Genomic DNA, 22,928 nt, shown 5'->3' with positions numbered 1-22,928 from the left:
CTGACTTGGTGGAGCATCTCCGGACTCAGGATTCCCGCCTTCGCGGGAATGACTATTGGTATAGCCGAATCAGTGTGTCGAAAAACTCCTCCCCTAGGGGGGAGGTGACCGCGCCAGCGGGCGGAGGCGGTCACGTTGGGGGAACGCCAGCAACGCTTCAGAAGGGCGCCGGCCCTACTCGCGCGAGCCCCCGAGGCCCCGCGCCAGCCCCCTCAATATCCGTACACCGCGCACGGCTCCGAGTCGTACGGCCCGTGCCCGGCCATCGTGTGCATCCGGCCGCTCCGCGAGAGCCCCCGCAGCACGATCGGCCCGCTCCAGCGCGTCGCCGCCTGGGGCTCGGCCTCGTGCGAGACGACCACCAAAAACTTGTTCCACGCCACCTCGCCTCGGATCCGGTGCCCGTCGTCGAGCACCCCGATCTTTTCGACGCGCGACAGATCCGGCGTCGTCACCCACACCACGTAGGCCCCCGTCGGCGCCGGCGCCAGGTCCGAGATCGCCACATCCAGCGTGTAGAGGTACTCCCCCGCTGGCGACAGCGCGACGCCGAACGGCGACGCCTTGAACGCCACGCCCACGACCCCGCTCGCGCGCTCGCTCCCCGGCACGCGCCGCGTCGTCTTCAGGTCGATGGCGTAGTACGGCGGCGGCTCGGGGTCCCCGACACACACCGCGAACGGGCTCGCCCCGGTGAGCGGGCCCGCCGACGGCGCGGCGACCAGAAACGCGAGCAGGAGCGAGACGAGCGGCATGGGTCAGTCGGCGCCGGGCCCGTTCTCCCAGTCCTGGGCGGACGAGATGTTCGGGACGCCCCAGTCGTCGCCGTGCCACCCGTCGAACCCGTCCATCTTGAAGGTCCAGAAGCCCGTCGACATGTCGGAGATCAAGATCAGCCCGTCGGCATTCCGGACGTCCACGCCGAACGCGCCGTTCGCCACGCCGCCCTCCATCACGCCCACGTCCCGCGAGCCGATGTAGGTGTCGTAGTACGCGATCGTCTCCGGGTTGTGGGGGTCCTCCAGCGAGAACACCTGGAGCCCGTCGTGGTAGCCCGAGACGAACACGTAGGGCCACCGCACCTCGTGGTTGTGGACGAGCCCCTCCCAGTGCGCCGTCCACGCCGAGATCGGCGAGCCCATCGACTCGCGCTCGCCGTCGACGAGCGGCTTCATGTCGAAGATGCGGAGCGGGGCGTACTTGTACTCCGTCTCGGTCACGGCGTAGCGCCCGGTCGGGTCCGGCGTGAACGTGTGCCCGTAGTTGACGCCGTTGACGCCGGTCAGCGAGAACTCCAGCGTCGGGTTCGCGATGTCGGAGATGTCGTAGACGAAGTAACCGCCCGTGCCGCCGCCGTAGAAGCGGTCCTGCCCGGAGTCCGGGTGCCACCCCGCGTACAGGTCGTGGTAGGACTGGAACGCGCCCAGGTTCGTGACCGGCCCGGGGATCACGCCCGCCAGCGAGGTCTCCACCTCACCCGAGACGGCCTTGCCCAGGTCGTAGGCGTGCGCCTGCGGCCCGCCCGTGGTCGTCAGCAGGTACGGCCGGCCGTTCGAGTGCCGGTAGATAAAGATGTTGTGGAAGCCCCCCGGCAGGTCCGGCTCGCGGATCCGGGCGACCTCGCGCACCGTGTCGGCGTCCGGCAGGCCGGTCACGTCGAAGATGACCGCGCCGAGGTCCGTGTTCGGCCCGCCCCCGAAAAACTGGGTCGACTGCACCACGTAGTACCGGTCGTCCCACTTGAAGTACTTGATGTCCATCCCGCCGAGCCCGACGTGTAAGTCGCTGTCCTCGATCCGCCACTGGTAGAGCACGCGCGGATTCGCGGGGTCCGAGATGTCGATAAAGTCGGTCCCCCGCTCCAGGCCCTCGCCGACCGTCCCCCGCGCGACGTACGCGAACGGGCGGCTCAGCTCCTGCTCGACCTCCATGTCCATCACGTTCAGCGCCTCGCCGAGCGGGATGTGGCCGAGCACGGTCAGGTTGTCGGAGCCGGGGTCGTCGGCGGTCCAGGGCGTCTCTTGCGCCAGCGCCGGCGCGGCCGCCAGCAGGGCCGCGGCGAGAAGGAGTCGAGTCATGGCAAGTCGTGTGGAGGTGCGGCTAAAGAATACGCCGACCCGGACCGCCCGCCCTCGCGCTCTCGGCCCCCTCCACCCCACGGCGAACGGAACGGAGGAGTCATAGGGGGCAGGCCGACGGAGCGGTGCTGGCTCGTCCAATGCCCGTCCCTCTGCCATCGAGGGTCGGCATACGCACCTCTGTCTGGGAGCGACTCCGAACCGTCGGGACCAGCGAGGCCGCTACGATCCTCCCCTCCCGGACGGGAGGGGCGGGGGGAGGGCGATCGACGAGGCGCTCCATTCCAACAACGCCCTCCCCCTACCCCACTCCCGGCCGGGAGAGGGGACCTCGTAAGACAGGCCTAGCCTCGGCCTCCGTCCTCCCCACACGGGCCTTGGGTCCCCCTACTCCGCCACCAGCGTCCCCTGCATAAAAGCGAAGTGCCCCGGGTACGTGCACAAAAACGGGTACGTCCCCGCCGGCGGCATCGTGAACACGACGGCCGTCCGCTCGCCGGGCCCCGCCAGCGGCGTGTACGTCAGGATCGCCGGGTCGTCGGGGATGTTGTCGCGCTCGCTCGCCGCGGCCCGCCCGACGCGGTCCACGTCGCTCGGCCGGGCCACCACGACGACGTTGTGGATCATCGCTGGGCTCGTCGTCGCCGAGTTGTCCATCACGATGCGCACCGTCGCGCCCGCCGGCGCCGTGATCGTGCCGACCTGGTACCGCATCGCGTTCCGGGCCGCCGGCACCACCAACTCGGCGTCGACGGGCTGGGCGAACACGGCCTGCTGCTCCGGCGACATCTCGGGCGCCTCCGAGCACGCGCCCACGCTGAGGGCCAGCGCGAGCACCACCCACCGGCCAGCTCCGGCCCACATCTCGTTCCTCATGCCTCGCGCCTCGACCCTAGAGTGACCACGCCGCGTCGTCCTCCTCGGTCCGCCGCCGCGCCCGCCGCATCAGCGTCTCGTGGAAGGCGTGGACCTTCTCGCCGTCTGCGGGCCAGCGCAGGGTGTAGCGGCCGTCGGGCCCGAGGTCCCAGGCCTGGCGGTTGTCCTCGAGGCAGAACTTGAGCGTCCGCTGCAGCCGCGCCCGCGCCGTCTCGTCCTCGACCGGGAGCATCACCTCGACGCGGTCGTCGAGGTTGCGCCGCATCCAGTCGGCCGAGCCGATAAAGATGTCCGCGTCGCCGCCGTTGTGGAAGTAGTAGATCCGGCTGTGCTCCAGGAACCGGCCGATGATCGACATGATGCGCACGTTCTCAGAGACGCCCGGCAGGCCCGGCCGCATCCGCGTGTGGCCCCGCACGATCAAGTCGATCTGGACGCCCGCGCGGCTGGCCTTGTAGAGCTCCTTGATGATGCCGATGTCGTCGAGCGCGTTCATCTTGGCGATGATCCGGGCCTTCTTGCCGGCCTTGGCGTTCGCCGCCTCGCGGCGGATCAGCTCCACGAACTTGGACCGCAGGTCGCGCGGGGCGACCGTCAGCGTCTGGTAGTCCTGCTCGGGCGCGTAGCCGGTCAGAAAGTGGAACAGGCCCACCAGGTCCTGGCCGATGTCCTCGCGCGCCGTGAACAGCCCGAAGTCGGTGTAGAACCGGGCCGTCGACGGGTTGTAGTTGCCCGTCCCGAGGTGGCAGTACGTCCGGAGCCCGTCGGCCTCCTCGCGGACGACGAGCGTCGTCTTGGCGTGCGTCTTGAGCCCGACGAGCCCGTACGCCACGTGCGCGCCGGTCTGCTCCAGCTTCTGGGCCCACTCGATGTTGTTCTCCTCGTCGAACCGCGCCTTGAGCTCGACGAGCGCCGCGACCTGCTTGCCGGCCTCGGCCGCCTTGATGAGCGCGCGGACAATCGGGCTGTCCTGGCTCGTCCGGTACAGCGTCAGCTTGATCGCGAGCACCTTCGGGTCCTCCGACGCCACCTCGATAAACCGCTGGGTCGACGCCGCGAAGCTCTCGTAGGGGTGGTGGACGAGCAGGTCGCCCTTGCGGATGACGGAGAAGATGTCCTCGTCGTCGTCCATCGCGAGGTGCCGCAGCCGGATCGGCACGACCGGCTCCCACGGCAAGTCCTTGAGGTCCGGGCGGTCCGCCTCGGCCAGGCTGAACAGGCCCTGCAGGTCGAGCAGGCCGTCGACGGGGACGATGTCCTCGGGCCCGTCGAGGTCGAGCTCGCGGGCCAGCAGCTCGCGCACGCGCTCCGGCATGTCGGCCTCGACCTCGAGCCGGACGACCTCGGAGAACTTCCGCTCGCGGAGCTCCTCGGAGATCATCGAGAGCAGGTCGTCGGCCTCCTCCTCGCTGCGGTCCAGGCTGGCGTTGCGCGTCACGCGGAAGGCGTAGACGCCGAGCACGTCCATGCCCCGGAACAGGTCCTCGGCGTTGTTGGCGATCACGTCCTCGACGGCGACGACGTGGTTGGGCGTCCCGGCGACGGGCAGGAACCGGGCCCGGCCGGCGGGCACCTTGAGGCGCGCAAAGTGCTCGGTCCCCCGCGACGGGTGCCGCAGCGTGATCGCCAGCGACAGCGACAAGTTCGAGATGAACGGGAACGGGTGACCGGAGTCGACCGCCAGCGGCGTCAGGATCGGGAAGATGGTGTCGCGGAAGACGGCGTCAAGCGCCGCCTGCTCGTCGTCCTCCAGGCTGTCGTACTCGCGGACGACGACGCCGGCCTCGGCGAGCTCGGGGCGGAGCTCGTCCTCCCAGACGCGCGAGAGCTCGCGCTGCATGTCGATGGCCGCGCCGGTCGAGAGGTCGAGCTGCTCGCGCGGCGTCCGGCCGTCGGGCGAGAGCGCGCGGACGCCCGCGCCGAGCTGGCGCTTGAGCCCGCCGATCCGCTTGCGGTAGAACTCGTCGAGGTTGTTGGCCGTGATGGCCACGAACCGGACCCGCTCGATCAGCGGGTGCCGCTCGTCGAGCGCCTGGAAAAAGACGCGCCAGTTGAAGTCGATCCAGCTCAGCTCGCGGTTGAAGTACAGCGAGGCGTGGTCGAGCGGCGCGCCCTTGGGCACCTCCGTCGGCACGACGGCGACGGCCAGGTCCTGGTCCATCATCGCCGGGGCCGGCGCGGGGCCGACGTCGTGGTGCGGCACGTCGGGCTGCCCGTCGCCCTGGGCGTCGATGTGGGCGGGGTCGGTCGTGTCAGCCATGTGGGCGCTCGGGGGGGATCGGGCCCATGCTACGTCCCAACGCGCGTGGCGCTCCCCGCGCCGTGCCGAAGCTGAAAGAAGACCGGCGCGTCCCTACGCCGCCGAGGGGTCGGGCGCGGCGCCGCCCCACTCCATAAACGCCCCGCTCTCGATCTGGCGGCGCAAGTCGAGCAGCTTGCCCACCTGGGCTTGCAGGTCGGCGAGATCCTCACCCGCGCGCTCGGCCGACCGCACGTCGTGCTTGAGCGCGTCAATCGCCTCGTCGACGCGGTCGAGCTTGAGCAGCCGCATGGCGCTGGCGGCGGCCGAGAACGGCTCGCGGTCGCGGTCGAGGTTCGTGATGCCCACCTTCGTGGTCCAGTTTTCCGACAGCCCCCCGTGGCGCTCGGCCATCGAGTCGGTCACCAGGATCCGCGCGGCCTCGCCGTGGTCGCCCCGGACGAATGGGGCCGCGTCGACGGCGCCGGCCTGGAACTGCGCGATCAACGCCTCGACGACCTCGCGCGACGCGCCGGGCGAAAACTCGTCGACGCCCATCCGGGTCAGCACGTGCTCCACCATCGCGCTCCCGTGCTCCACCATGAGCCGGATCAGCATGGCCTCCTCGGGCCGGACCTCGGGCACCTCCATCGGCGCGGGCGCCTCGGGCTCGGCCTCGAACCGGCGCGGCGGCGGCTTCGGCTTCTGGCCGCCGAACAAGCGGCGCAGGTCGGTGTCGGCCACGTCGAGCTCGGCCGAGGCGCGGCGGAGGTAGCCCTCGACCAGGATCGGATCCTTCATCCGGCGGATCGTCGCGAGCACGTCGCGGACGACCTCGGCCTTGCCCTCGGGCGTCGCCAGCCGGCCGGCCGTGCGCGCGCGCTGGGCGAGGAACGACACGAAGTCCTGCCGCTCCTCGCGCAAGACGGTGCGGAACGCCTCGGTCCCGAACTGGCGCACGAACGAATCGGGATCGGCGCCGTCGGGCAGGGCCACGGCGTACGGCGCCAGCTCGGCGTCGAGCGCGCGGTCGATCCCCTTCTGGGCCGCGCTCTGCCCGGCCTCGTCTGCGTCGAACAGCAAGACGAGCCGCTGCACGTCGAGCCGCTTAAGGGCGTCGAGCTGCTGCGGCGTCAGCGCCGTCCCGCTCGCGGCGACCACGTTCCGAACACCGGCGTCCCACAGCGACACCACGTCCGCGTACCCCTCGACCACGATCGCCTCGCGCTCAGTCCGGATCGCACGCTTGGCCTGCTTCATCCCGTAGAGCACAGTGCTCTTGCGGTACACCTCCGTCTCGGGCGAGTTGACGTACTTGGCGGGCGTGTAGTCGTCGCTCCCGGTCTGCGTGTCGGGCAGGATCCGGCCGCCGAAGCCCAGCACCTTGCCGATCGGCGAGAGGATGGGAAACATCAGCCGGTCCCGAAACACGTCGTAGTGGCCGCCACCCGAGCGCTCCTTCGCCAGCCCGACCGCCTCCAGCACGTCCGGCTTGTAGCCCGCCTCGGTCGCAGCCGTCACCAGCCCGTCCCAGGCCGGCGTCGACACGCCGATGCCGAACTCGCGGACGGCCTCTTTCGAGAACCCGCGCCCCCGGAGGTACTCGACGGCCCGCTCGCCCTCGGGCGTCCCCAGCGTCTTGTAGTAGTAACCCGCCGCGAACCGCAGCGCCGCGTGCAGCGACGCCTTGCGGTCGCCCTCGGGATTCGCGCCCTCCTCGGTCAGCTCGATGCCCGCCCGGTCCGCCAGCAGGCGCACGGCGTCGAGGAATCCTGCGCCCTCAATTTTTTGGACGAACGAGAACACGTCCCCGGACTCGCGACACCCGAAACAGTGGAAAAAGCCCTTGTCGGGCACCACGTTGAACGACGGCGTCTTCTCGTTGTGGAACGGGCACAACCCGATGTAGCTGCTCCCCTGCTTTTTGAGCCGCACGCGGTCACTGATCACGTCGACCAGGTCCGACGCAGCGCGGACCTCTTCGATCGTGGAGTCGGGGATGCTGGCCATGGGCGTGGTGGGGACGGGAGAGTTTACCCCGGGAGGTGACGGCGTCGCGTCAGGCTCGCGGCGTCAATCGCGATCGCGTCGCCGACGGAGAAGACGCCGTCGGTAAGAATGGCGCACCGGACGCCGCCCCGCCCGACGAGCGCGTCGAACGCGCGGTCCTGGCCGGTCACCCGGACGAGGTACTTGCACGGCGCGCACGCGCGCACGACCGCCAGCCGCACGTCGCCGATCGTGATCTCGCCGCCGGTCACCGCACGGAGGTCGAGGCCCTCGACCACGACGTTGCGGCGGTGCTCGCCGTCCGCCATCTCGACCCCGAACTCGTCGGCGGCGTCCGCCAGCGCCTCGGCGGCGATCAGCGTGAGGTCGCGCGCGGGGCCGGGCCACCGGCTGAACGAGCCCTCGCCGGCGGCGTAGCGGTCGCCCTCCAGGCCCTGCCCCGCGACGGCGCGCGCCGACGGCACGGCCACGGCGGGCGCGCCGGCGGCGGGGGCGAGGAAGATCTGGACGACGCGGCCAGGCACGGCGGAACGGGGGGGCGGGCTCCCGGGTCAACGCCGGACACCTCTCCCGAGTCCCATGCCCGACCAGACCCGCCCCCAAGATGTCTCCGCCGACAAGCCCACGACCGAGGTCGACGAGGAGAACGAGCCCACCACGCACGGCCGCGCCGACGACGACTCCGACGTGCGCGACGACGACGGCGACACCGACCTCCCGGCGTAAGGCCCCGCGCCCCCGCCGCGCCGACGCGCCATGCCCGTCTCCACCCGACTGACGATCCCCAACGCCGACGGCCACCGGCTGGCGGCGCGCCTCGAGACGCCCGACGCCGGGGCCCCGATCGCGTACGCGCTCGTCGCGCACTGCTTTACCTGCTCCAAGGACCTGCGCGCCGTGCGCCAGATCTCGGCCGCGCTCGCGGCTCAGGGCATGGGCGTGCTGTCGGTCGACTTTACCGGGCTCGGGCAGTCCGAGGGCGACTTTCAGCACACCTCGTTCTCGTCGACCGTCGGCGACCTGCTGGCGGCGGCGGCGCATCTGACCGACACCCACGCCGCGCCCCAGCTGCTGGTCGGCCACTCGCTCGGCGGGGCGGCCGTGCTCGCGGCGGCCGCGCACCTCCCGTCGGTCCGCGCGATCGCGACGGTCGGCGCGCCGTGCGACCCCGGCCACGTCCGGCACCTGCTGGCGGACGCCGAAGCCGACATCGAGGCCGAGGGCTCGGCGCGCGTCGACATCGGCGGGCGGCCGTTCACCATCCGCAAGCAGTTCCTCGACGACCTCGACTCGCACGCCGCCATGCGCGCGCGGATCGCCGCGCTCGACCGCGCGCTCCTGGTGTTCCACTCGCCCCAGGACCAGACCGTCGGGATCGACCAGGCCCGGCACATCTACGACGCCGCCCGGCACCCCAAGAGCTTCGTCTCGCTCGACGGCGCCGACCACCTGCTGAGCGACCCCGCCGACGCCCGCTACGTCGCCGACGTGCTCGCGGCGTGGGCAGAGCGCTACCTCTGCCCGTCCGAGCCCGAACCCGTCCGGGACTACGACGACGCGACCGTTACGGCCACGATCGGCGCGAGCGGCTTTCGGACCGTGCTTGCGGCCCGGGGCTTCACGGTCGTCGCCGACGAGCCCGCCCGCGTCGGCGGCACGGAAACGGGCCCGACCCCCTACGACCTTCTCGGGATGGCGCTCGGCGCCTGCACCTCGATGACGCTCCGGATGTACGCCGACCGCAAGGGGCTCGCGCTCGACGGCGTGGTCACCGAGGTCTCGCACGCCAAGATCCACGCCGACGACTGCGCCCACTGCGCCACGGTCGAGGGCCACCTCGACCGCCTGACGCGCACCATCCGCCTCGACGGCGACCTCACCGACGACGAGCGAGCCCGCCTGCTGGAGATTGCCGACCGCTGCCCGGTCCACCGTACCCTGGAGGGCGAAGTCGACGTCGTAACGGTCCCGAGCCCGTCAGCAGATCCCGATGTCGGACCGTTGGCATAGTCTGTGCCGCTGGGCGGGCACCCCGGGCGAGCGCCTCCCTCCCTCGCTGCCCGGGCTTCATGCCCTTCTGGAAGCCGGCCCGCCTGTTCCCCCGTCCGCTCGGCCTCGCCGTCGCCGCGGTGCTGCTTGCGAGCGCCGGGGCCGGGGCGAGCGTAGTCCTCTCGGAGTTCGGCGTGTGGCCGTACCCCGCCCTCCAGCAGGGCGTCGACGCGGCCACCCGGCGGACGCGCCCCCCCGAGCGCGTGCTCCCCACCCAACTCCTCGACTTCGACCTCCTCCAGGTCGGCTACGGGTTCCCGCAGACGAGCCGGCAGGCGGGCGCTTTCGCCCGGATGCCAGGGGCCCTGCTGCTGATGGTCAACGGGACCCTTTCGGTCCTCGACCCCGAGACGCTCGCCCGGCGCCTGCTCCCCGTCGCCTTCCCCGACAACGGCCGTGAGGCGCTGGAGGCCCTGCCTGCGCCCGACGGCCCGCCCGCCCACGTCCGGTACGCGTGGCACCGGTACCACGACCTCGAGTACGAGCCCCCCTACCTGTACCTGTCCTACTCCCAGTTCTACCCCGACGCCCGATGCGTGACGTCGGTCGTGGCGCGTCTCCGAATCGAGGGGCCTGTCGCGCAGCTGCGGGCGGGGGCGGACGACTGGGAGACGGTCCTCGAGACGTCGCCCTGCCTCCTGTTCCGCGGGGGGCCCGAGCCCTACAAAGGCCACCAGGCCGGCGGGCGGCTCGAGCGGTCCGGCGACGGCGCCCTGTTCTGGACCGTCGGTGACTACGGCTACGACGGGCTCGACGCCCCGCCCGTGTCGCAGAACCCGGCCTCGGACTATGGCCGGATCTGGCGGATCGACCTCGCGACCGGTGCCTCGACGGTCCACTCGACGGGCCACCGCAACCCCCAGGGCCTCACCCGGACGGCCGACGGCGCGCTCTGGTCGACCGAGCACGGCCCTCAAGGCGGCGACGAACTCAACCACGTCGAGGCGGGGCGGGACTACGGCTGGCCGCAGGCCACGTACGGCACCGACTACGGCTCGTCCGTCTGGCCGGGCGCCATCGCCACGGGGCGGCACGAGGGGTTCGCGAAGCCGGCGTGGTCGTGGGTCCCCTCGATCGCCCCGTCCGAGCTCGACGAGGTCGAGGGCATCGACCCGCTGTGGGACGGGGACCTGCTGATCGGCAGCCTCAACGCCCGCTCGCTCGTCCGCGCCCGCCTCGACGGCTCCCGGGTGGTGACGATGGAGACGATCCCGCTCGGCGACCGCGTCCGGGACATGCTCATGTACCGGGGGCGGATCTACCTCTATTCGGACAACGCGGAGGTCATCCGCCTGACGCCCCGCCGCCGGCCGGCGGGCCTGCAGGGCGGCGCCCCGGCGATGAGCCGGGAAGCGGCGGGCGAGATCGGTCGCTGCCGGACGTGCCACGGCCAGTCCACCAACGGCGCCGCCCCCGGGCTGTGCGGCGTCGAGGGCCGCCCGGTGGGGCAGGCGCCCGGCGCGTCCGATGCGCTCCGCCGGGCGGGCGGCGTGTGGGACCGGGACCGGCTGGTCGCCTTCCTCGCGGACACGGAGGCCGGCATCCCGGGGACCGGGATGCCGCAGGTCACCATCCCCGACCCCGCGGTCCGGGCCGAGGTGGTCGATCGCCTCGACACGCTCTGCCGCTAGCGGGCCGGGGTCCGGACGGCGGGGAAGATTCCTGACTTCGGAAGCGTCGGGACAGCGCCGGAACCCCCGCCGCCCCCTCAGGTCCCTAGCGCATGCTGCCTTCCCCCGTTCGCACCGTCCCCACGGCCCGGCTCGCCGACCGCTTCGCCGCCGTCCGCGCCCACTCCGAAGCCATCACCGAGGGCTTGCACGTCGAGGACTACGTCGTCCAGTCGATGGAGGACGTGTCGCCGCTCAAGTGGCACCTCGCCCACACCACGTGGTTCTGGGAGACCTTCGTGCTCACGCCGTTCGCTCCGGAGTACGCGCTGTTCGACGAGCGCTACCCGTTCCTCTTCAACAGCTACTACGTCCAGGCCGGCGAGCGTCACTGCCGGGCCCAGCGCGGCTACCTCTCGCGGCCCACCGTCGCCGACGTGGCCGCCTATCGACAGCACGTCACGGCGGCGATGGACGCGTTTTTGCGTGACCTCGACGAGGCCGAGCGCTCCGACATCGCGGACATCGTGGAGGTCGGGCTCCACCACGAGCAGCAGCACCAGGAGCTGATGCTGACCGACCTCAAGCACGTCTTCGCCGTCAACCCGCTGCGGCCGGCGTACCGCGAGCGGCCCCACCCGCCGGCGCAGGATCCCGGCCCGCTCGGCTGGCGGGCGTTCCCGGCCGCGCTCCACGAGATCGGGTTCGAGGCGAGCGACCCGTCGACCACGGCCGGGCGGTTCCACTTCGACAATGAGGGCCCGCGCCACCGCCAGTTCGTCGAGGCCTTCGAGATCGCCGACCGGCTCGTCACGTGCGGCGAGTTCCAGGCCTTCATGGCCGACGGCGGCTACGAACGCCCCGAACTGTGGCTCTCCCTCGGCTGGGCGACGCGGGAAGAGAAAGGCTGGACCGAGCCGTTCTATTGGGAGACGCGCGACGGCGACTGGTGGCACTACACGCTGGAGGGCTTCCGCCCGGTCGACCCCCACGAGCCCGTCACGCACCTCAGCTACTTCGAGGCCGATGCCTACGCGCGGTGGGCCGGCGCCCGCCTGCCGAGCGAGGCCGAGTGGGAGGTCGCCGCGCGCGCCGACTGGGACGGCACGCCGCCCCCGGCGCACGACCGCCTCCACCCGTCCCCCGCCGAGCCCGCCACCGGCGGTGACGGCGCGCCGGCCGCGTCGCCGCCCCTCCGCCAACTCGTCGGCGAGGCGTGGCAGTGGACGCACAGCCAGTACTCGCCGTACCCCGGGTACCGTCCCGTGGAGGGCGCGCTCGGCGAGTACAACGGCAAGTTCATGGCCAACCAGTTCGTGCTCCGCGGCGGCAGCGTGGCAACCCCGCCCGGCCACATCCGGCCGACGTACCGCAACTTTTTCCCGCCCGACGCCACCTGGCAGTTCACGGGCCTCCGCCTCGCCCGCTCGTGACCGACCCCGACACCGACGCGCCGCCGGCGCACGCCGACGCCTTCGCCGCCGACGTGCTCGCGGGGCTCGCGAGCCGACCGCGCACGCTCCCGGCCAAATACTTCTACGACGAGGCCGGCTCCCGCCTCTTCGACGAGATCACCCGTCTCGACGCCTACTACCCGACCCGGACCGAGCGCGCGATCCTGACCGAGCACGCCGACGCTATCGTCGACGCGATCGGCCGGAACTCGGCCCTCGTCGAGTACGGCTCTGGCTCCAGCGACAAGACGCGGATCCTGCTCGACGCCTTGCACGCCCGGCGGACGCTCGCAGCCTACGTCCCCATCGACATCTCGGAGACGTTCCTGCTGGAGACCGCCGATCGCCTGCGGCGCCAGTACGACGGCTTGCCCGTGCTCCCCGTCGCCGCCGACTACACCGAGCCGTATACGCTGCCGGACCTCCCGGACGAAACTCGGCGTCTGGTCGTGTTCTTCCCCGGCTCCACGATTGGCAACTTCTCCCGGCCCGAAGCCCGCGTGTTCCTCCAACACGTCGCCCAGGTCATCGGCGAGGATGGCGCCCTGCTCGTCGGCGTGGACCAATGGAAGGACGAGGCGACGCTCCGGCTCGCGTACGACGACCCTGAGGGCGTCACCGCCGCGTTCAACCTCAACGTGCTCCGCCGCATCAACCGCGAGCTCGACGGCGACGCCGACCTGAGCGCCTGGGCCCACGAGGCGCGCATCAACCCCGACGAGCGCCGGGTCGAGATGCACTTGCGCAGCTTGCGCGAGCAGACGCTGACCGTGCTCGGCCACCCCTTTGCTTTCGACGAGGGCGAGACCATCCACACCGAGGACTCCCACAAGTACGGGCCGGACGGGCTCGCGGACCTCGCCAGCGACGCCGGGCTCGCGCGGCGCCAACGCTGGACCGACGCCGACGGCCGGTTCGCCGTCGAGCTCTACGAGCGCGGCGCCGGGCGCTGAGTCGTTCTAGCTTGCGGCATGGCTGATCCCGACTCCCCCAAAAAGAAGGTCCCGTCCAAGATCCTCGGCGTCGACATCGGCGGCAGCGGGATCAAGGGGGCCCCCGTCCACGCCAAAAAGGGCCGGCTGCTGTCCGAGCGCTACCGCATCCCGACGCCGCAGCCGGCGACCCCGAAGGCCGTCGCCGAGACGGTCCACGAGATCATGAAGGCGACCGGCTGGACCGGACCGATCGGGTGCACCGTGCCGGGCCGCGTCGTCCGGGGCGTGGTCGAGACGGCCGCCAACATCGACCCGGCCTGGGAGGGCACGAACGCCCGGAAGCTGTTCCGCAAGACGTGCGGCGTCCCGGTCGCCGTCATCAACGACGCGGACGCGGCGGGCATCGCGGAGGTCAAATTCGGCGCCGCCCGCAAGCAGAAGGGGACCACGCTCGTGCTCACCTTCGGGACCGGCATCGGCAGCGCCCTCTTTATCGACGGCCGCCTGGTCCCGAACACCGAGTTCGGGCACCTCATCTGGGACAACGACCGGATCGCCGAGCACTTTGGGGCCGACTCGATCCGGAGCAAGGAGCACCTCTCGTGGGAAAAGTGGGGCAAGCGCCGCGTCCAGCCCCTCCTCAAGCACTACGAGTTCATCCTGTCGCCGGACCTCATCGTGATCGGCGGCGGCGTCAGCAAGCCCGAGCGGTGGGAGCGGTTTTCGCCCGTGCTCAAGACGAAGGCCAAGCTCCGCCCCGCCGCGCTCGGCAACGAAGCGGGCATCGTCGGGGCCGCCGTCGCCGCCCGCGAGATGCTCGGCGGTTAGTCCGCGAGCTGCGGCCCGCGCGCGTCGTCGCTCTGCCCTCGACGTGGACCCCTCCGCGGCGGCGTGCCCTGTCCCCTTCCCCCGTGATCGAACTCGACCGCGACGCCCCGCTCCCCCTCGCCGACCAGCTCGTCGGGGCGATGCGCTACGAGATCGCCGCCGGGCGCTACCGTCCCGGCAGCCGCCTCCCCTCCACGCGCGCGCTCGGCGACCAGCTCGGCATCTCGTTCCACACGGCCCGCAAGGCGTACCAGAAGCTGGCGCAGGAGGGCATCGTCGACGTGCGCCGCGGCGGCGGCTACGTCGTCGTCGAGCGGCAGGCGCTGTCGCGGGCCGAGCGGCTCGAGCGCGGGGCGGGCGTCGTCGAGACGGCGCTCCACGAGCTCGTCGGGCTCGGGCTGGGCGACGACGAAGTCGAGTACGTCGTCCAGGAGGGGTTGCAGTTTTTCGAGCGGCCGGGCACGCGGCGCGCCCTGTACTTCGCCGCCAGCTACCGCGAGCTGGCCGAGAGCGGCGCCGAGCAGGCGAGCGCGGCGCTCCAGGAGCGTGTCCAACCGATGCTCCTGTCCGAGCTCGGCGCGCTCGACGCGGTCGACGGGCTCGTCGTCGCCCTGCCGGACCTCCGGGCCGGGCGCCGGGCGCGTCCGGGCGCCGAGGTCGTCGGGGCCGCCGTGATGTACGCGGTCGACGTGCTCGAGCGGATCGCCAGCCTGGGCCCGGGCGAGTCGCTCGGCGTCGTGACGCGGCACCCCGACGCCGTCGCGCCGCTCTCCGACGAGATCCGCCAGCGGACCGGGTTCGCCGGCCCCCTGCTCGCGCTGCCCGTCGACGCCGACAAGCGCCAGCTCGAGACGGTCGTCCGGCAGTCCGACCTCGTCGTGTTCACGCCCCAGGCGCGGCGCCGCATCCGGCCCGTCGTGCAGCGGCTGTCCACGCCCGCCGCCGAGATGGCGCCGACGCTCGCGCCGGCCTCCCTGACCCGACTGCGCGACGCGCTCGCGGGCTAACCGAGCGTCGAGCGCTCCTCCGGGGTCGCCCCGACCGTCGCCTCTTCCTCCGCCGCCGCGTCCGGCGCCGCCTCTGCGACCGTGTCCGGCGCGTCCTCCTCCTGATCCGGGTACCGGACGCGGAAGTGGTAGATCCCGCACAGCAGCGTGTGGAAGGCGTCCTTGATCCGAGCCAGGTCCGCGAACGTCAGCGTCGACTCGTCGAGCTGGCCGTCGGCCACGCGCGCCGCGACGATCCCGTCGATGAGCGACTCCAGCCGCTTGGGCGTGGGCTTGCCCAGGCTCCGGCTGGCGGCCTCGACGGAGTCGGCGAGCATCACGATCGCCTGTTCGTTCGTCTCCGGCCGCGGACCGGGGTACCGGTAGTCCGACTCGTCGACAGTCGACGGGTCCTCCGCCTCCTCCTGGGCGCGGCGGTAGAAAAACTCGATTAGGCCCGTCCCGTGGTGGCTCCCGATAAAGTCCAGGACGACCTCGGGCAGGTTCTGCTCGCGGCCGAGCTGGACGCCCTCCTTGACGTGCGCCGCGATCACCAGCGCGCTCATCGAGGGCTTGAGCTTGTCGTGCGGGTTGTCGCCGGGCTGCTGGTTCTCGATAAAGTACTCAGGCTTGAGCATCTTCCCGATGTCGTGGTACAGCGCGCCGACGCGTGCGCGGAGCGCGTTCGCGCCAATCGCGTCGGCGGCGGCCTCGGCGAGGTTCGCCACTTGCAACGAGTGGTTGAACGTCCCCGGCGCCTGCATCGAGAGCTTTTTAAGCAGCGTCCGGTTCGTGTCCGACAGCTCGAGCAGCGTCATGTCGGTCGTCACGCCAAACACGCGCTCCATCCCCCACAGCAGCGGCGCCGCCAGCAGGATCAGCGAGGCGTTGACGGCGACGGCGGCGAGATCGCCGAAGAAGCCGGTCGTGAAGGGGTCGGCCCGGAGCAACTCGTAGCCCAGCAGCACCAGGGCGTACGCCAGCAGCACGAGCCCCGCGCTGGCCAAGATCTGGCTCCGGTTCTTGACGTCGCGGACCGAGAACACCGCGAGCACGCCGACGATCAGCGTCGTGAACGTGTACGGAAAGTCGTACCCGAAGACGAGCCCGCCGATCGCCGCCAGCGTCAGCGTCGCGAAGCTGCCGACGCGGCTGTCGAACACGATCGTGAGCAGGATCGACGCGAGCGCGACGGGGACCACGAACGCGGCCGGCCCCCCGAAGGCGCCGGCGATCAGGAAGCCGGTCAGCACGCCGCCCAGGATCAGGCAGGCCAGAATAAACTGGCGCAGGTCGTTGTACAGCGCCGGCCGGAGCAGGTACGTGTACAGGAAAAAGAGCGCGATGGCCGAGAACACCAGGATCATCCGGCCGATGACGGTCGCGATCCACGAGCTGTCGCCGCTCCGCTGGCGCTGGGCGTAGTCGAGCGACTGGAGCATCTCGTACCGCTCCGGCGTGACCTCGTCGTAGCGGCGGATGACGATCTGGTTCTCGCGGACGCGGCCGCGCGTCGGGAGCACGCTCCGCAGCGTCTGGGCCCGCTTGCGGTCGGTCGCCTCGGCGTCGTAGACCAGCGACGGGTCGAGCGCGGAGGCGAACAGCGCCGCACCGATGGCGACCGTGTCGGGGCGGCCGGGGAAGGCGGCGAACAGGCTCCGCCGAGCGAAGATGGTCGCTTGGTCGATTCCGACCACGTCCTGCCGCCGCTTCTGGATCTCCGAGCGCGTGTCGAGATTCTGGACCAGCAAGACGTCGGACCGGACCGAGTCGATGGGCACGTCGAGCACGCCCCGGCCGAGCAGCTCGCGGGCGATCCGCCCCGCCTCGGTCAGCAGGCGGTCGTCGAGCGGGGCACCGCCCCGACGCGCGGTCGCCGTGTCGTAGGCCGACGCCAGCAGAAGGTCCCACTGCCGCGGGCTCAGGCTGAGCGACAGCCCGCGGCGCTTCTGGAGGTACGTCAGCGAGTCGGCCCGGACCGCCGCGCGGGCGGCCCGAAGGTCCCCCGCTTCGCCGTCGGCGGAGACCTGGCCCACCCGCTGGCGGGCCTCGCGGTAGTCGACGTACGCCGCGAACGTCGAGTCGAGCCGGGCGTCGACGGAGTCGAGCCGGGCGAGTGTCTGGGCCTGGGCCTCGGGCCGCTCGCGGAAGATGGGCGCCTCGGACGCCAGCACGGAATCGCGCCGGGCCTGGATCTCCTCGTCGGGCAGCCGGATCGAGAAGTCGAACGGGGCCACCACGTCGTCGGACTGCCACACGTCGCCCGGCCGCGCGGTCCCGTCGTAGACGGCAACATTGGGGAATGCGACGAGGGCGAGCGTGCCCAGGATGAGGAACAGCCCGGCGCGGATCGCCGTGCCCTGACGCGTCATCCGGGGGGCCTCTTTGGGCCGGCGGGTGTCGGACCGGAGGCCCGCCCGGCGGGAGTACCGGCCGGTGCGGGGCGACAGTCCGAGGCGATCGAGAAGGCTCATGGGACTAGGACGCCACCGTGACGGGTCCGGCTCCCGGCCCGTGCCGGAGCGCCAGCAGCGAGCCGAGCGCGACGGTGATCGAGGCCCCGATCACGGGGTACAGCGGCCACGCGACCGCTCGCAAGCCGAGGTCGGCGCGGAGGTCGGCGGACGGCTGCCACGCCAACGTCCAACTGCCGGTCTCGGTGCTGAACCACAGGCCGAAGATGATGGCGACCATCGCGACGATGGCGACCACGAACGCGATCATCGCGTCCGGCTGGCGTGCGCGGTTCGAGATCAGGCCGAGCACGAAGGCGCCCAGCAGCCCGCCGTACGTAAACCCGGCGATCCCGAGCCCGAGCTCTACGACCGGGTTGTCCATGCCCGTAAACAGCATCGCGAACCCGACGAACACGCCGGCCCAGACGAGCGTGAGCACGCGGCTCAGCGCGAGCGCCTTCTGGGGCGACTCCGGCCGTTTGCCGACCCGCTCCAGGAGATCCATCAGCGTCGAGCCCGCGAGCGCATTCAGCGACGACGACAGCGTGCTCATCGCGGCGGCCACGATCCCCGCCAGCAGCAGCCCGCGCAGGCCGACCGGCATCTCGTCCAGGATGTAGCGGGGGAACAGCTCGTCGCCCCGGGTCAGGCCCAGCTCCGCCAGCGGCGCGCCGCCGTAGTGGACCCACAGCATCAAGCCGACGGCCAGGAAGAGGGCGAACTGGACGGCGACGAACACGCCGCTCCAGATCATCGCCTTGCGGCCCTCCTCCAGCGACCGACACGCGAGCACGCGCTGGACGATAAGTTGGTCGGTCCCGTGCGACGCCATCGCGAAGACGGCCCCGCCGACGACCGAGACCACGAGCGCGTACGGCGACGTCAGCAGCACGCCGAGCCCCTCCCCCATCACAGGGTCGAGGAGCGTCAGCTTGCCCGCCTCGGCCGCTTGCGCGAGCGTCCCCAGGGCGGGCGTGGCGAACAACAAGCCGAGCGCGATGACGGCGCCGCCGACGTAGATCCCCATCTGGACCACGTCCATCCAGACGACGGCCTTGAGCCCGCCGACATACGTGTACGCGGCCGTCACGACACCGATGGCGATGATGATGGCCGGGTAGCCGACCTCGAAGCCCGCCGCGCGCGCGACGACCTGGATCGGGATTGCCGTCGCGAACAGGCGCACGCCGTCGGCCAGTAGGCGCGTGAGCAGGAAGGTGACCGACGCCAGCCCGCGCATCCCGTCCCCGAAGCGGCTCCCCAGGTAGGCATACGCCGTCTGCTGCTCGCCCCGGAAGTAGCGCGGAAGCAGCACGTACGCCACGACCACGCGTCCGATCATGTAGCCGATCGCCAGCTGCAGAAACGTCAGCGCGCCGCCGTAGGCGACCGCTGGAACGCCGATGACGGTCAGCGTGCTCGTCTCCGTGGCGACGATCGAGAAACAGACGGCCCACCACGGCAGGTCGCGCCCGCCCAGGAAGTAGTCGTCGGTGGAGGCCTGCTGCCCGCCCGCCCTCAGGCCGAAGGCGACGATGCCGACGGCGTAGAGCGCGAGGACGACGAGGTCGATCGGTGTGAGCACTTAGACGGGGAGGACGGGGGGGTCGAGCTGGCGCAGGAGCCGGCCGAGCGCGTCGGCGGCGGTCGCGGCGTCGGGGGTGGCCCCGATCATCAGGTCGAAAAAAGGCTCGCGGTCGGGTCGGTGGCGGCCGATGCGGACGGCGGCGGGCGAGGCGCCGACCACGACGGCCGCCGCAAGATCGTCCGGCGCGGCGAGGTCGACCGCGACGTCTGGGGCATCGGCCCACGCGGCGTCGAGCACGGCGCGCGTCGGGAGGCGGCGCCAGTCGAGCGCGTCGTCGCCGAGGGCGGTGATGTGGCCGGTGAACGCGAACGGCGCGGAGGCGATGTGCTCCCCCGCCACGAGGGCCGTCACGCGGTCCGTCGCCAGCCCCACCCCGGTGACGAGGGCCCAGGCCGCCGCCTGACCGGCGTCGTCGGGTGGGAGCACGAGCAGGAGGCGCCGCTCCGCCAGCCGCCGAGGGGCCGCCGGTCGGCGCGCGGCGACGGCGGCGCGGGCCGCGCGCGCAGCGACGGCGTGGCGGAGCTGGGCGATCACGAGAACAGCGAGGCCTGCCCCTTGGCGGTGCCCCCAGCCCCAAGTTCGTCGCCGCCCGGGGCGTCGCTCACCGGGTCATCGCCCCCCGTCGGTGGAGCGTCCGCGGGCTCGGACGACGCATCGGGGGCGTCGGGGAGCGGGCCGCCCGCCAGCACGGCCGAGATCTGGTCGCCGTCCAGGATCGCCACGCCGAGCTCTTCGGCCTTGGCGCGCTTCGAGCCGGCCTTCTCGCCTGCAACCACAAAGTCGGTCTTTTTCGAGACGCTGCCCGAGACCTTGCCGCCGAGCGCCTCGATCTCCGCCTTCAATTCGGGGCGCGTCATCCCGTCGAACGCGCCCGTGATCACGACCGTCATACCGGCGAACACCCCGTCGGTGTCGGCCTCTGAGGCGACCCGCTCGTCCGGCTTGCGCGTCGTGTCGACACCGAGCGCCTCGAGGTCGGCGACTGTCCGCTGGTTCTCGGGGTCCAGAAACCAGTCGACGACGCTCTCGGCGACGATTGGGCCGATCCCGTCGATCGCCTCCAGCTCTTCCTGCGTGGCCGTCGCCAGCGCCGCCAGCGACTCGTGATGGGCGACGAGGTCGCGGGCGACCGTCTCGCCGACGTGGCGAATGCCGAGCCCGAAGAGGAGCCGCGCGAGCGGACGGTGCTTGGCGGCCTCCAGCCCCGCGATCAAGCGGTCGGCCTTTTTCTCCTGGAAGCCCTCGAGGGCGACCAGGTCGTCCCGGCGGTCGATGAGTCGGAACAGGTCGGGCAGGTCGGTCACCAGCCCCTCGTCGACGAGCCGGATCGCGCCTTTTTTGCCGAGCCCGTCCACGTCGAGCGCACCCCGGGATACGATGTGTTCGACGGCGCGGCGCAGGACGCCGGGGCAGCCGGGCTCGAGGTGGCGCAAGTCGACGCCGTCCTCGGGCCGCACGAGCGCGCGGCCGCAGACGGGGCAGACCTCAGGCGGCGTGTACGGCGCGCGGTCGCGGTCGGGGTCGGCGCCGACGGGCCCGACGACGGCTGGGATCACGTCGCCGGCGCGCTTGACGACCACGTCGTCCCCGACGCGGATGTCGCGCGACTGGATGTAGTCGGCGTTGTGCAACGTCGCGCGCGAGACCGTCACGCCGCCGACCTCGACGGGCTCCAGGTGCGCCAGCGGCTTGATGACGCCCGTCCGGCCGACGTTGTGCTCGATGCCGACGAGCCGCGTCGTGGCCTCGCGAGCGGGGAACTTGAAGGCGACCGCCCAGCGGGGCTCCGTCGAGCGCAGGCCGAGCACGTCCTGGTAGTCGAGCCGGTCGACTTTGACGACGACGCCGTCGATCTCGACGTCGAGCGTGTCGCGGCGGTCGGCCCAGCCCTGGCAGAACGCCACGAGCGCGTCGACATCGGAAAACACCTGCCGGTGCGTCTCGGTCGGGAAGCCGAGCCGCGCCAGCTCGTCGAGCACGGCCGACTGCGTGTCGGGCAGCTCACCCTCGACCGGCCCGACGCCGTAGGCGTAAAACGACAGCTCTCGCGAGGCCGTGACGGTCGGGTCGAGCTGGCGCAGGCTCCCGACGGCCCCGTTGCGGGGGTTCGCCATCGTCTTCTCACCCGCCGCCGCGAGCCGCGCGTTGACGGCCTCGAACGCGGACCGCGCCATAAACGCCTCGCCGCGCACCTCGACTCGCGCCGGGGCGCCGTCGCCAAGCCGCAGCGGGATCGCGCGGACGGTGCGGACATTCGCCGTCACGTCCTCGCCGACCCGGCCGTTCCCGCGCGTAGCGGCCCGCGTCAGGACGCCGTCGGCGTAGGTGAGCGCCAGCGCCAGACCATCGATCTTGAGCTCGGCGACAAAGGTGAGCGGCTCGCCGTCGTCGAGCACGCCGCCCAGCCCCTTGCGGACGCGGTCGGCCCAGGCCCGGAGGTCGTCGCCGTCGAAGGCGTTGCCGAGCGACAACAGCGGGACCGGGTGCGCGGCCTTTTGGAAGGCGTCGAGGGGCGCTCCCCCAACGCGATGCGTCGGGGAGTCGGGCGTTTGGAGCCCGTAGGCCTCCTCCAACTCGCGCAGAGCGTGGAAGAGGCGGTCGTACTGCGTGTCGCCGACCAGGCTCTCGGCGTCGGTGTAGTACGCCTGGCCGAGGGCGCGGACGACCGGCCGCAGCCGTGCCGCGAGCGACCCCGCGTCGCCGGCCGCCAGCGCGGTGACGTCAAGCCCGTCGACCTCGTCGAGCAGGGCGCGCGCGGCCCCGATCACGTCTGTCATCAGCCCCCGGCCGCCGCCAGCGAGTCGAGGAGCGCCTGCCCGGTCGCCCGGCTGATTCTCAGCGGGCGACCGCTCGGCGGCGTGAACCGAAGGCCCTGGATCTCAACCGTCGCCTCGGAAAAGTCCGACGTCGGGTCCTCGCCCCACAGGATGAGCAGAGAATCCCCTGAGTAGGTCTGCGTGTCACCCACCTCGACCCAGTAGGGGGCGCGATCGTTGGCGTCCTGGGTGACGCGGAACGACTGGAGCCCGTCGCCGCCGGCCGTGACCGACGCCGTGATCGGGAAGGTGAGCTCTGGTCCGGTCGGGGTCTCGGCGGCGGCATCGACGGAGTCGGGAGCCGCGGGCTGCTCGTCGGCGCCGACCGAGACGACCTGGTCCTCCGGCTCGCGCTCGGGCGAGTCGTCCCGGAGGAGCCACCACATGGCGCCGCCGACGATCAGCACGAAGACGGCGAACAGGCCCAGGATCAACCCCCAGTTCTTGTCGAACGACCGCTTGGCGCCCGGCACGACCGGGCGGTTCACGCGGGCCTGCGCCAGCGTCTTCGGCCTGTCGGGCTCCACCGGGCGCGCCGACGGATCGGGCGTGTTACGGAGCGCATCGACGGCCGGCGCCGCGCCGGTCGCCCGGGGCGTCACGGTCTTGGCCGCCGCCGGAGGCGGTGAAGGGGCGGGCGCGTCGCCCTTCGAGGGGGCGGGGTCCGCAGCGGGGGGCGCCGCCGGAGGCGGGGCCGGCGCGGCCTCCCCGCCCCCCTCGGGGTGGAGGTCGCCCCGGTACGTCCCGGCCTTCGCCGCGCTGTAGGCCGCCAGAACCGCGCTTGGCGACGCGCCGACGGCCTTGGCGTACGACTTCAGAAACGCCTGGAGGTAGACCTCGTTGTAGGTCGGGTCGCCCACGAGGTCGCCGTCCTCGAAGCGCCGCAGCACGTCGACGGGGATCCGCGTTTGCTGCTGGATGTCGCCGAGGGAGAGGCCTTTGGCCTCTCGGGCGGCGCGGAGGTCGGATTCGAACGGACCGGAGGGCACAGGCACGTGTGGTG

General features: G+C 72.0%; 18 protein-coding genes. 7 read left to right on the top strand and 11 right to left on the bottom strand.

What is annotated here, in order from left to right; all coding sequences use genetic code 11:
- Window positions 1–212: 212 nt before the first annotated feature.
- The 6 genes from ACLIRP_RS06355 to ACLIRP_RS06330 form a co-directional block, all read right to left on the bottom strand.
- On the bottom strand, window positions 213–755 hold the full coding sequence (locus tag ACLIRP_RS06355; RefSeq protein ID WP_412063123.1) for a hypothetical protein: 543 nt from the start codon (window positions 753–755) through the stop codon (window positions 213–215).
- Window positions 756–758: 3 nt separating this feature from the next.
- Window positions 759–2,078, bottom strand: coding sequence for an LVIVD repeat-containing protein (locus tag ACLIRP_RS06350; RefSeq protein WP_412063122.1), 1,320 nt, complete (start codon window positions 2,076–2,078; stop codon window positions 759–761).
- Window positions 2,079–2,465: 387 nt separating this feature from the next.
- Window positions 2,466–2,954, bottom strand: a complete 489-nt coding sequence (locus ACLIRP_RS06345) for a plastocyanin/azurin family copper-binding protein (protein WP_412063121.1) — start codon at window positions 2,952–2,954, stop codon at window positions 2,466–2,468.
- A 16-nt stretch (window positions 2,955–2,970) separates the two neighbouring features.
- Window positions 2,971–5,214: a polyphosphate kinase 1 gene (gene ppk1, locus ACLIRP_RS06340; RefSeq protein WP_412063120.1), complete on the bottom strand. Its 2,244-nt coding sequence runs from the start codon at window positions 5,212–5,214 to the stop codon at window positions 2,971–2,973.
- Between the two features lie 93 nt (window positions 5,215–5,307).
- On the bottom strand, window positions 5,308–7,203 hold the full coding sequence (dnaG, locus tag ACLIRP_RS06335; protein ID WP_412063119.1) for a DNA primase: 1,896 nt from the start codon (window positions 7,201–7,203) through the stop codon (window positions 5,308–5,310).
- Between the two features lie 23 nt (window positions 7,204–7,226).
- Window positions 7,227–7,727: an MOSC domain-containing protein gene (locus tag ACLIRP_RS06330; protein ID WP_412063118.1), complete on the bottom strand. Its 501-nt coding sequence runs from the start codon at window positions 7,725–7,727 to the stop codon at window positions 7,227–7,229.
- 55 nt (window positions 7,728–7,782) lie between these two features.
- Here ACLIRP_RS06330 and ACLIRP_RS06325 point away from each other — a divergent pair, with 55 nt between their 5' ends.
- The 7 genes from ACLIRP_RS06325 to ACLIRP_RS06295 all read left to right on the top strand — a co-directional run bounded on the left by ACLIRP_RS06325 (window position 7,783) and on the right by ACLIRP_RS06295 (window position 15,086).
- Window positions 7,783–7,929 (top strand): hypothetical protein, encoded by a 147-nt coding sequence (locus ACLIRP_RS06325; RefSeq protein ID WP_412063117.1) that lies wholly within the window; start codon window positions 7,783–7,785, stop codon window positions 7,927–7,929.
- Window positions 7,930–7,959: 30 nt separating this feature from the next.
- Window positions 7,960–9,213, top strand: a complete 1,254-nt coding sequence (locus tag ACLIRP_RS06320) for an alpha/beta fold hydrolase (protein WP_412063116.1) — start codon at window positions 7,960–7,962, stop codon at window positions 9,211–9,213.
- A 59-nt stretch (window positions 9,214–9,272) separates the two neighbouring features.
- Complete coding sequence (locus tag ACLIRP_RS06315) at window positions 9,273–10,883, top strand: PQQ-dependent sugar dehydrogenase (RefSeq protein ID WP_412063115.1); 1,611 nt, start codon at window positions 9,273–9,275, stop codon at window positions 10,881–10,883.
- Between the two features lie 92 nt (window positions 10,884–10,975).
- Complete coding sequence (gene egtB / locus ACLIRP_RS06310; protein WP_412063114.1) at window positions 10,976–12,295, top strand: ergothioneine biosynthesis protein EgtB; 1,320 nt, start codon at window positions 10,976–10,978, stop codon at window positions 12,293–12,295.
- A complete protein-coding gene (gene egtD, locus ACLIRP_RS06305) occupies window positions 12,292–13,269 on the top strand; it encodes an L-histidine N(alpha)-methyltransferase (RefSeq protein WP_412063113.1) in 978 nt (325 codons plus the stop codon). The genes egtB and egtD overlap by 4 nt, the downstream gene beginning before the upstream one ends.
- An 18-nt stretch (window positions 13,270–13,287) precedes the next feature.
- The gene (gene ppgK, locus ACLIRP_RS06300) at window positions 13,288–14,079 is read left to right on the top strand and encodes a polyphosphate--glucose phosphotransferase (RefSeq protein WP_412063112.1); all 792 of its coding nucleotides are present in this window, start codon (window positions 13,288–13,290) and stop codon (window positions 14,077–14,079) included.
- An 83-nt stretch (window positions 14,080–14,162) separates the two neighbouring features.
- Complete coding sequence (locus ACLIRP_RS06295) at window positions 14,163–15,086, top strand: GntR family transcriptional regulator (protein WP_412063111.1); 924 nt, start codon at window positions 14,163–14,165, stop codon at window positions 15,084–15,086.
- Here ACLIRP_RS06295 and ACLIRP_RS06290 read toward each other — a convergent pair.
- The 5 genes from ACLIRP_RS06290 to ACLIRP_RS06270 are packed head-to-tail and all read right to left on the bottom strand — an operon-like array spanning window position 15,083 to window position 22,914.
- Window positions 15,083–17,539: an HD family phosphohydrolase gene (locus ACLIRP_RS06290; protein WP_412063110.1), complete on the bottom strand. Its 2,457-nt coding sequence runs from the start codon at window positions 17,537–17,539 to the stop codon at window positions 15,083–15,085. The two genes, ACLIRP_RS06295 and ACLIRP_RS06290, sit on opposite strands and share 4 nt — an antisense overlap.
- 4 nt (window positions 17,540–17,543) lie before the next feature.
- Window positions 17,544–19,106, bottom strand: coding sequence for a sodium:solute symporter (locus ACLIRP_RS06285; protein ID WP_412063109.1), 1,563 nt, complete (start codon window positions 19,104–19,106; stop codon window positions 17,544–17,546).
- A complete protein-coding gene (locus tag ACLIRP_RS06280) occupies window positions 19,107–19,643 on the bottom strand; it encodes a hypothetical protein (protein ID WP_412063108.1) in 537 nt (178 codons plus the stop codon).
- The gene (ligA, locus tag ACLIRP_RS06275; protein ID WP_412063107.1) at window positions 19,640–21,886 is read right to left on the bottom strand and encodes an NAD-dependent DNA ligase LigA; all 2,247 of its coding nucleotides are present in this window, start codon (window positions 21,884–21,886) and stop codon (window positions 19,640–19,642) included. The genes ACLIRP_RS06280 and ligA overlap by 4 nt, the downstream gene beginning before the upstream one ends.
- Window positions 21,886–22,914, bottom strand: coding sequence for a helix-turn-helix domain-containing protein (locus ACLIRP_RS06270; RefSeq protein WP_412063106.1), 1,029 nt, complete (start codon window positions 22,912–22,914; stop codon window positions 21,886–21,888). The genes ligA and ACLIRP_RS06270 overlap by 1 nt, the downstream gene beginning before the upstream one ends.
- Between the last annotated feature and the right edge of the window lie 14 nt (window positions 22,915–22,928).

The organism is Rubrivirga halophila (assembly GCF_046845755.1).
GTDB lineage: Bacteria > Bacteroidota > Rhodothermia > Rhodothermales > Rubricoccaceae > Rubrivirga.
This window is presented reverse-complemented; position numbering and strand designations above follow the sequence as displayed.

Bases quoted from the DNA above. Each gene is read 5' to 3' on its own strand.
- ppk1 (WP_412063120.1), bottom strand. From the start codon at position 5,214: ATGGCTGACACGACCGACCCCGCCCACATCGACGCCCAGGGCGACGGG.
- ligA (WP_412063107.1), bottom strand. From the start codon at position 21,886: ATGACAGACGTGATCGGGGCCGCGCGCGCCCTGCTCGACGAGGTCGAC.
- ACLIRP_RS06345 (WP_412063121.1), bottom strand. From the start codon at position 2,954: ATGAGGAACGAGATGTGGGCCGGAGCTGGCCGGTGGGTGGTGCTCGCG.
- ACLIRP_RS06325 (WP_412063117.1), top strand. From the start codon at position 7,783: ATGCCCGACCAGACCCGCCCCCAAGATGTCTCCGCCGACAAGCCCACG.
- ACLIRP_RS06320 (WP_412063116.1), top strand. From the start codon at position 7,960: ATGCCCGTCTCCACCCGACTGACGATCCCCAACGCCGACGGCCACCGG.
- ACLIRP_RS06290 (WP_412063110.1), bottom strand. From the start codon at position 17,539: ATGAGCCTTCTCGATCGCCTCGGACTGTCGCCCCGCACCGGCCGGTAC.
- ACLIRP_RS06350 (WP_412063122.1), bottom strand. From the start codon at position 2,078: ATGACTCGACTCCTTCTCGCCGCGGCCCTGCTGGCGGCCGCGCCGGCG.
- ACLIRP_RS06315 (WP_412063115.1), top strand. From the start codon at position 9,273: ATGCCCTTCTGGAAGCCGGCCCGCCTGTTCCCCCGTCCGCTCGGCCTC.
- egtB (WP_412063114.1), top strand. From the start codon at position 10,976: ATGCTGCCTTCCCCCGTTCGCACCGTCCCCACGGCCCGGCTCGCCGAC.
- dnaG (WP_412063119.1), bottom strand. From the start codon at position 7,203: ATGGCCAGCATCCCCGACTCCACGATCGAAGAGGTCCGCGCTGCGTCG.
- ppgK (WP_412063112.1), top strand. From the start codon at position 13,288: ATGGCTGATCCCGACTCCCCCAAAAAGAAGGTCCCGTCCAAGATCCTC.
- ACLIRP_RS06355 (WP_412063123.1), bottom strand. From the start codon at position 755: ATGCCGCTCGTCTCGCTCCTGCTCGCGTTTCTGGTCGCCGCGCCGTCG.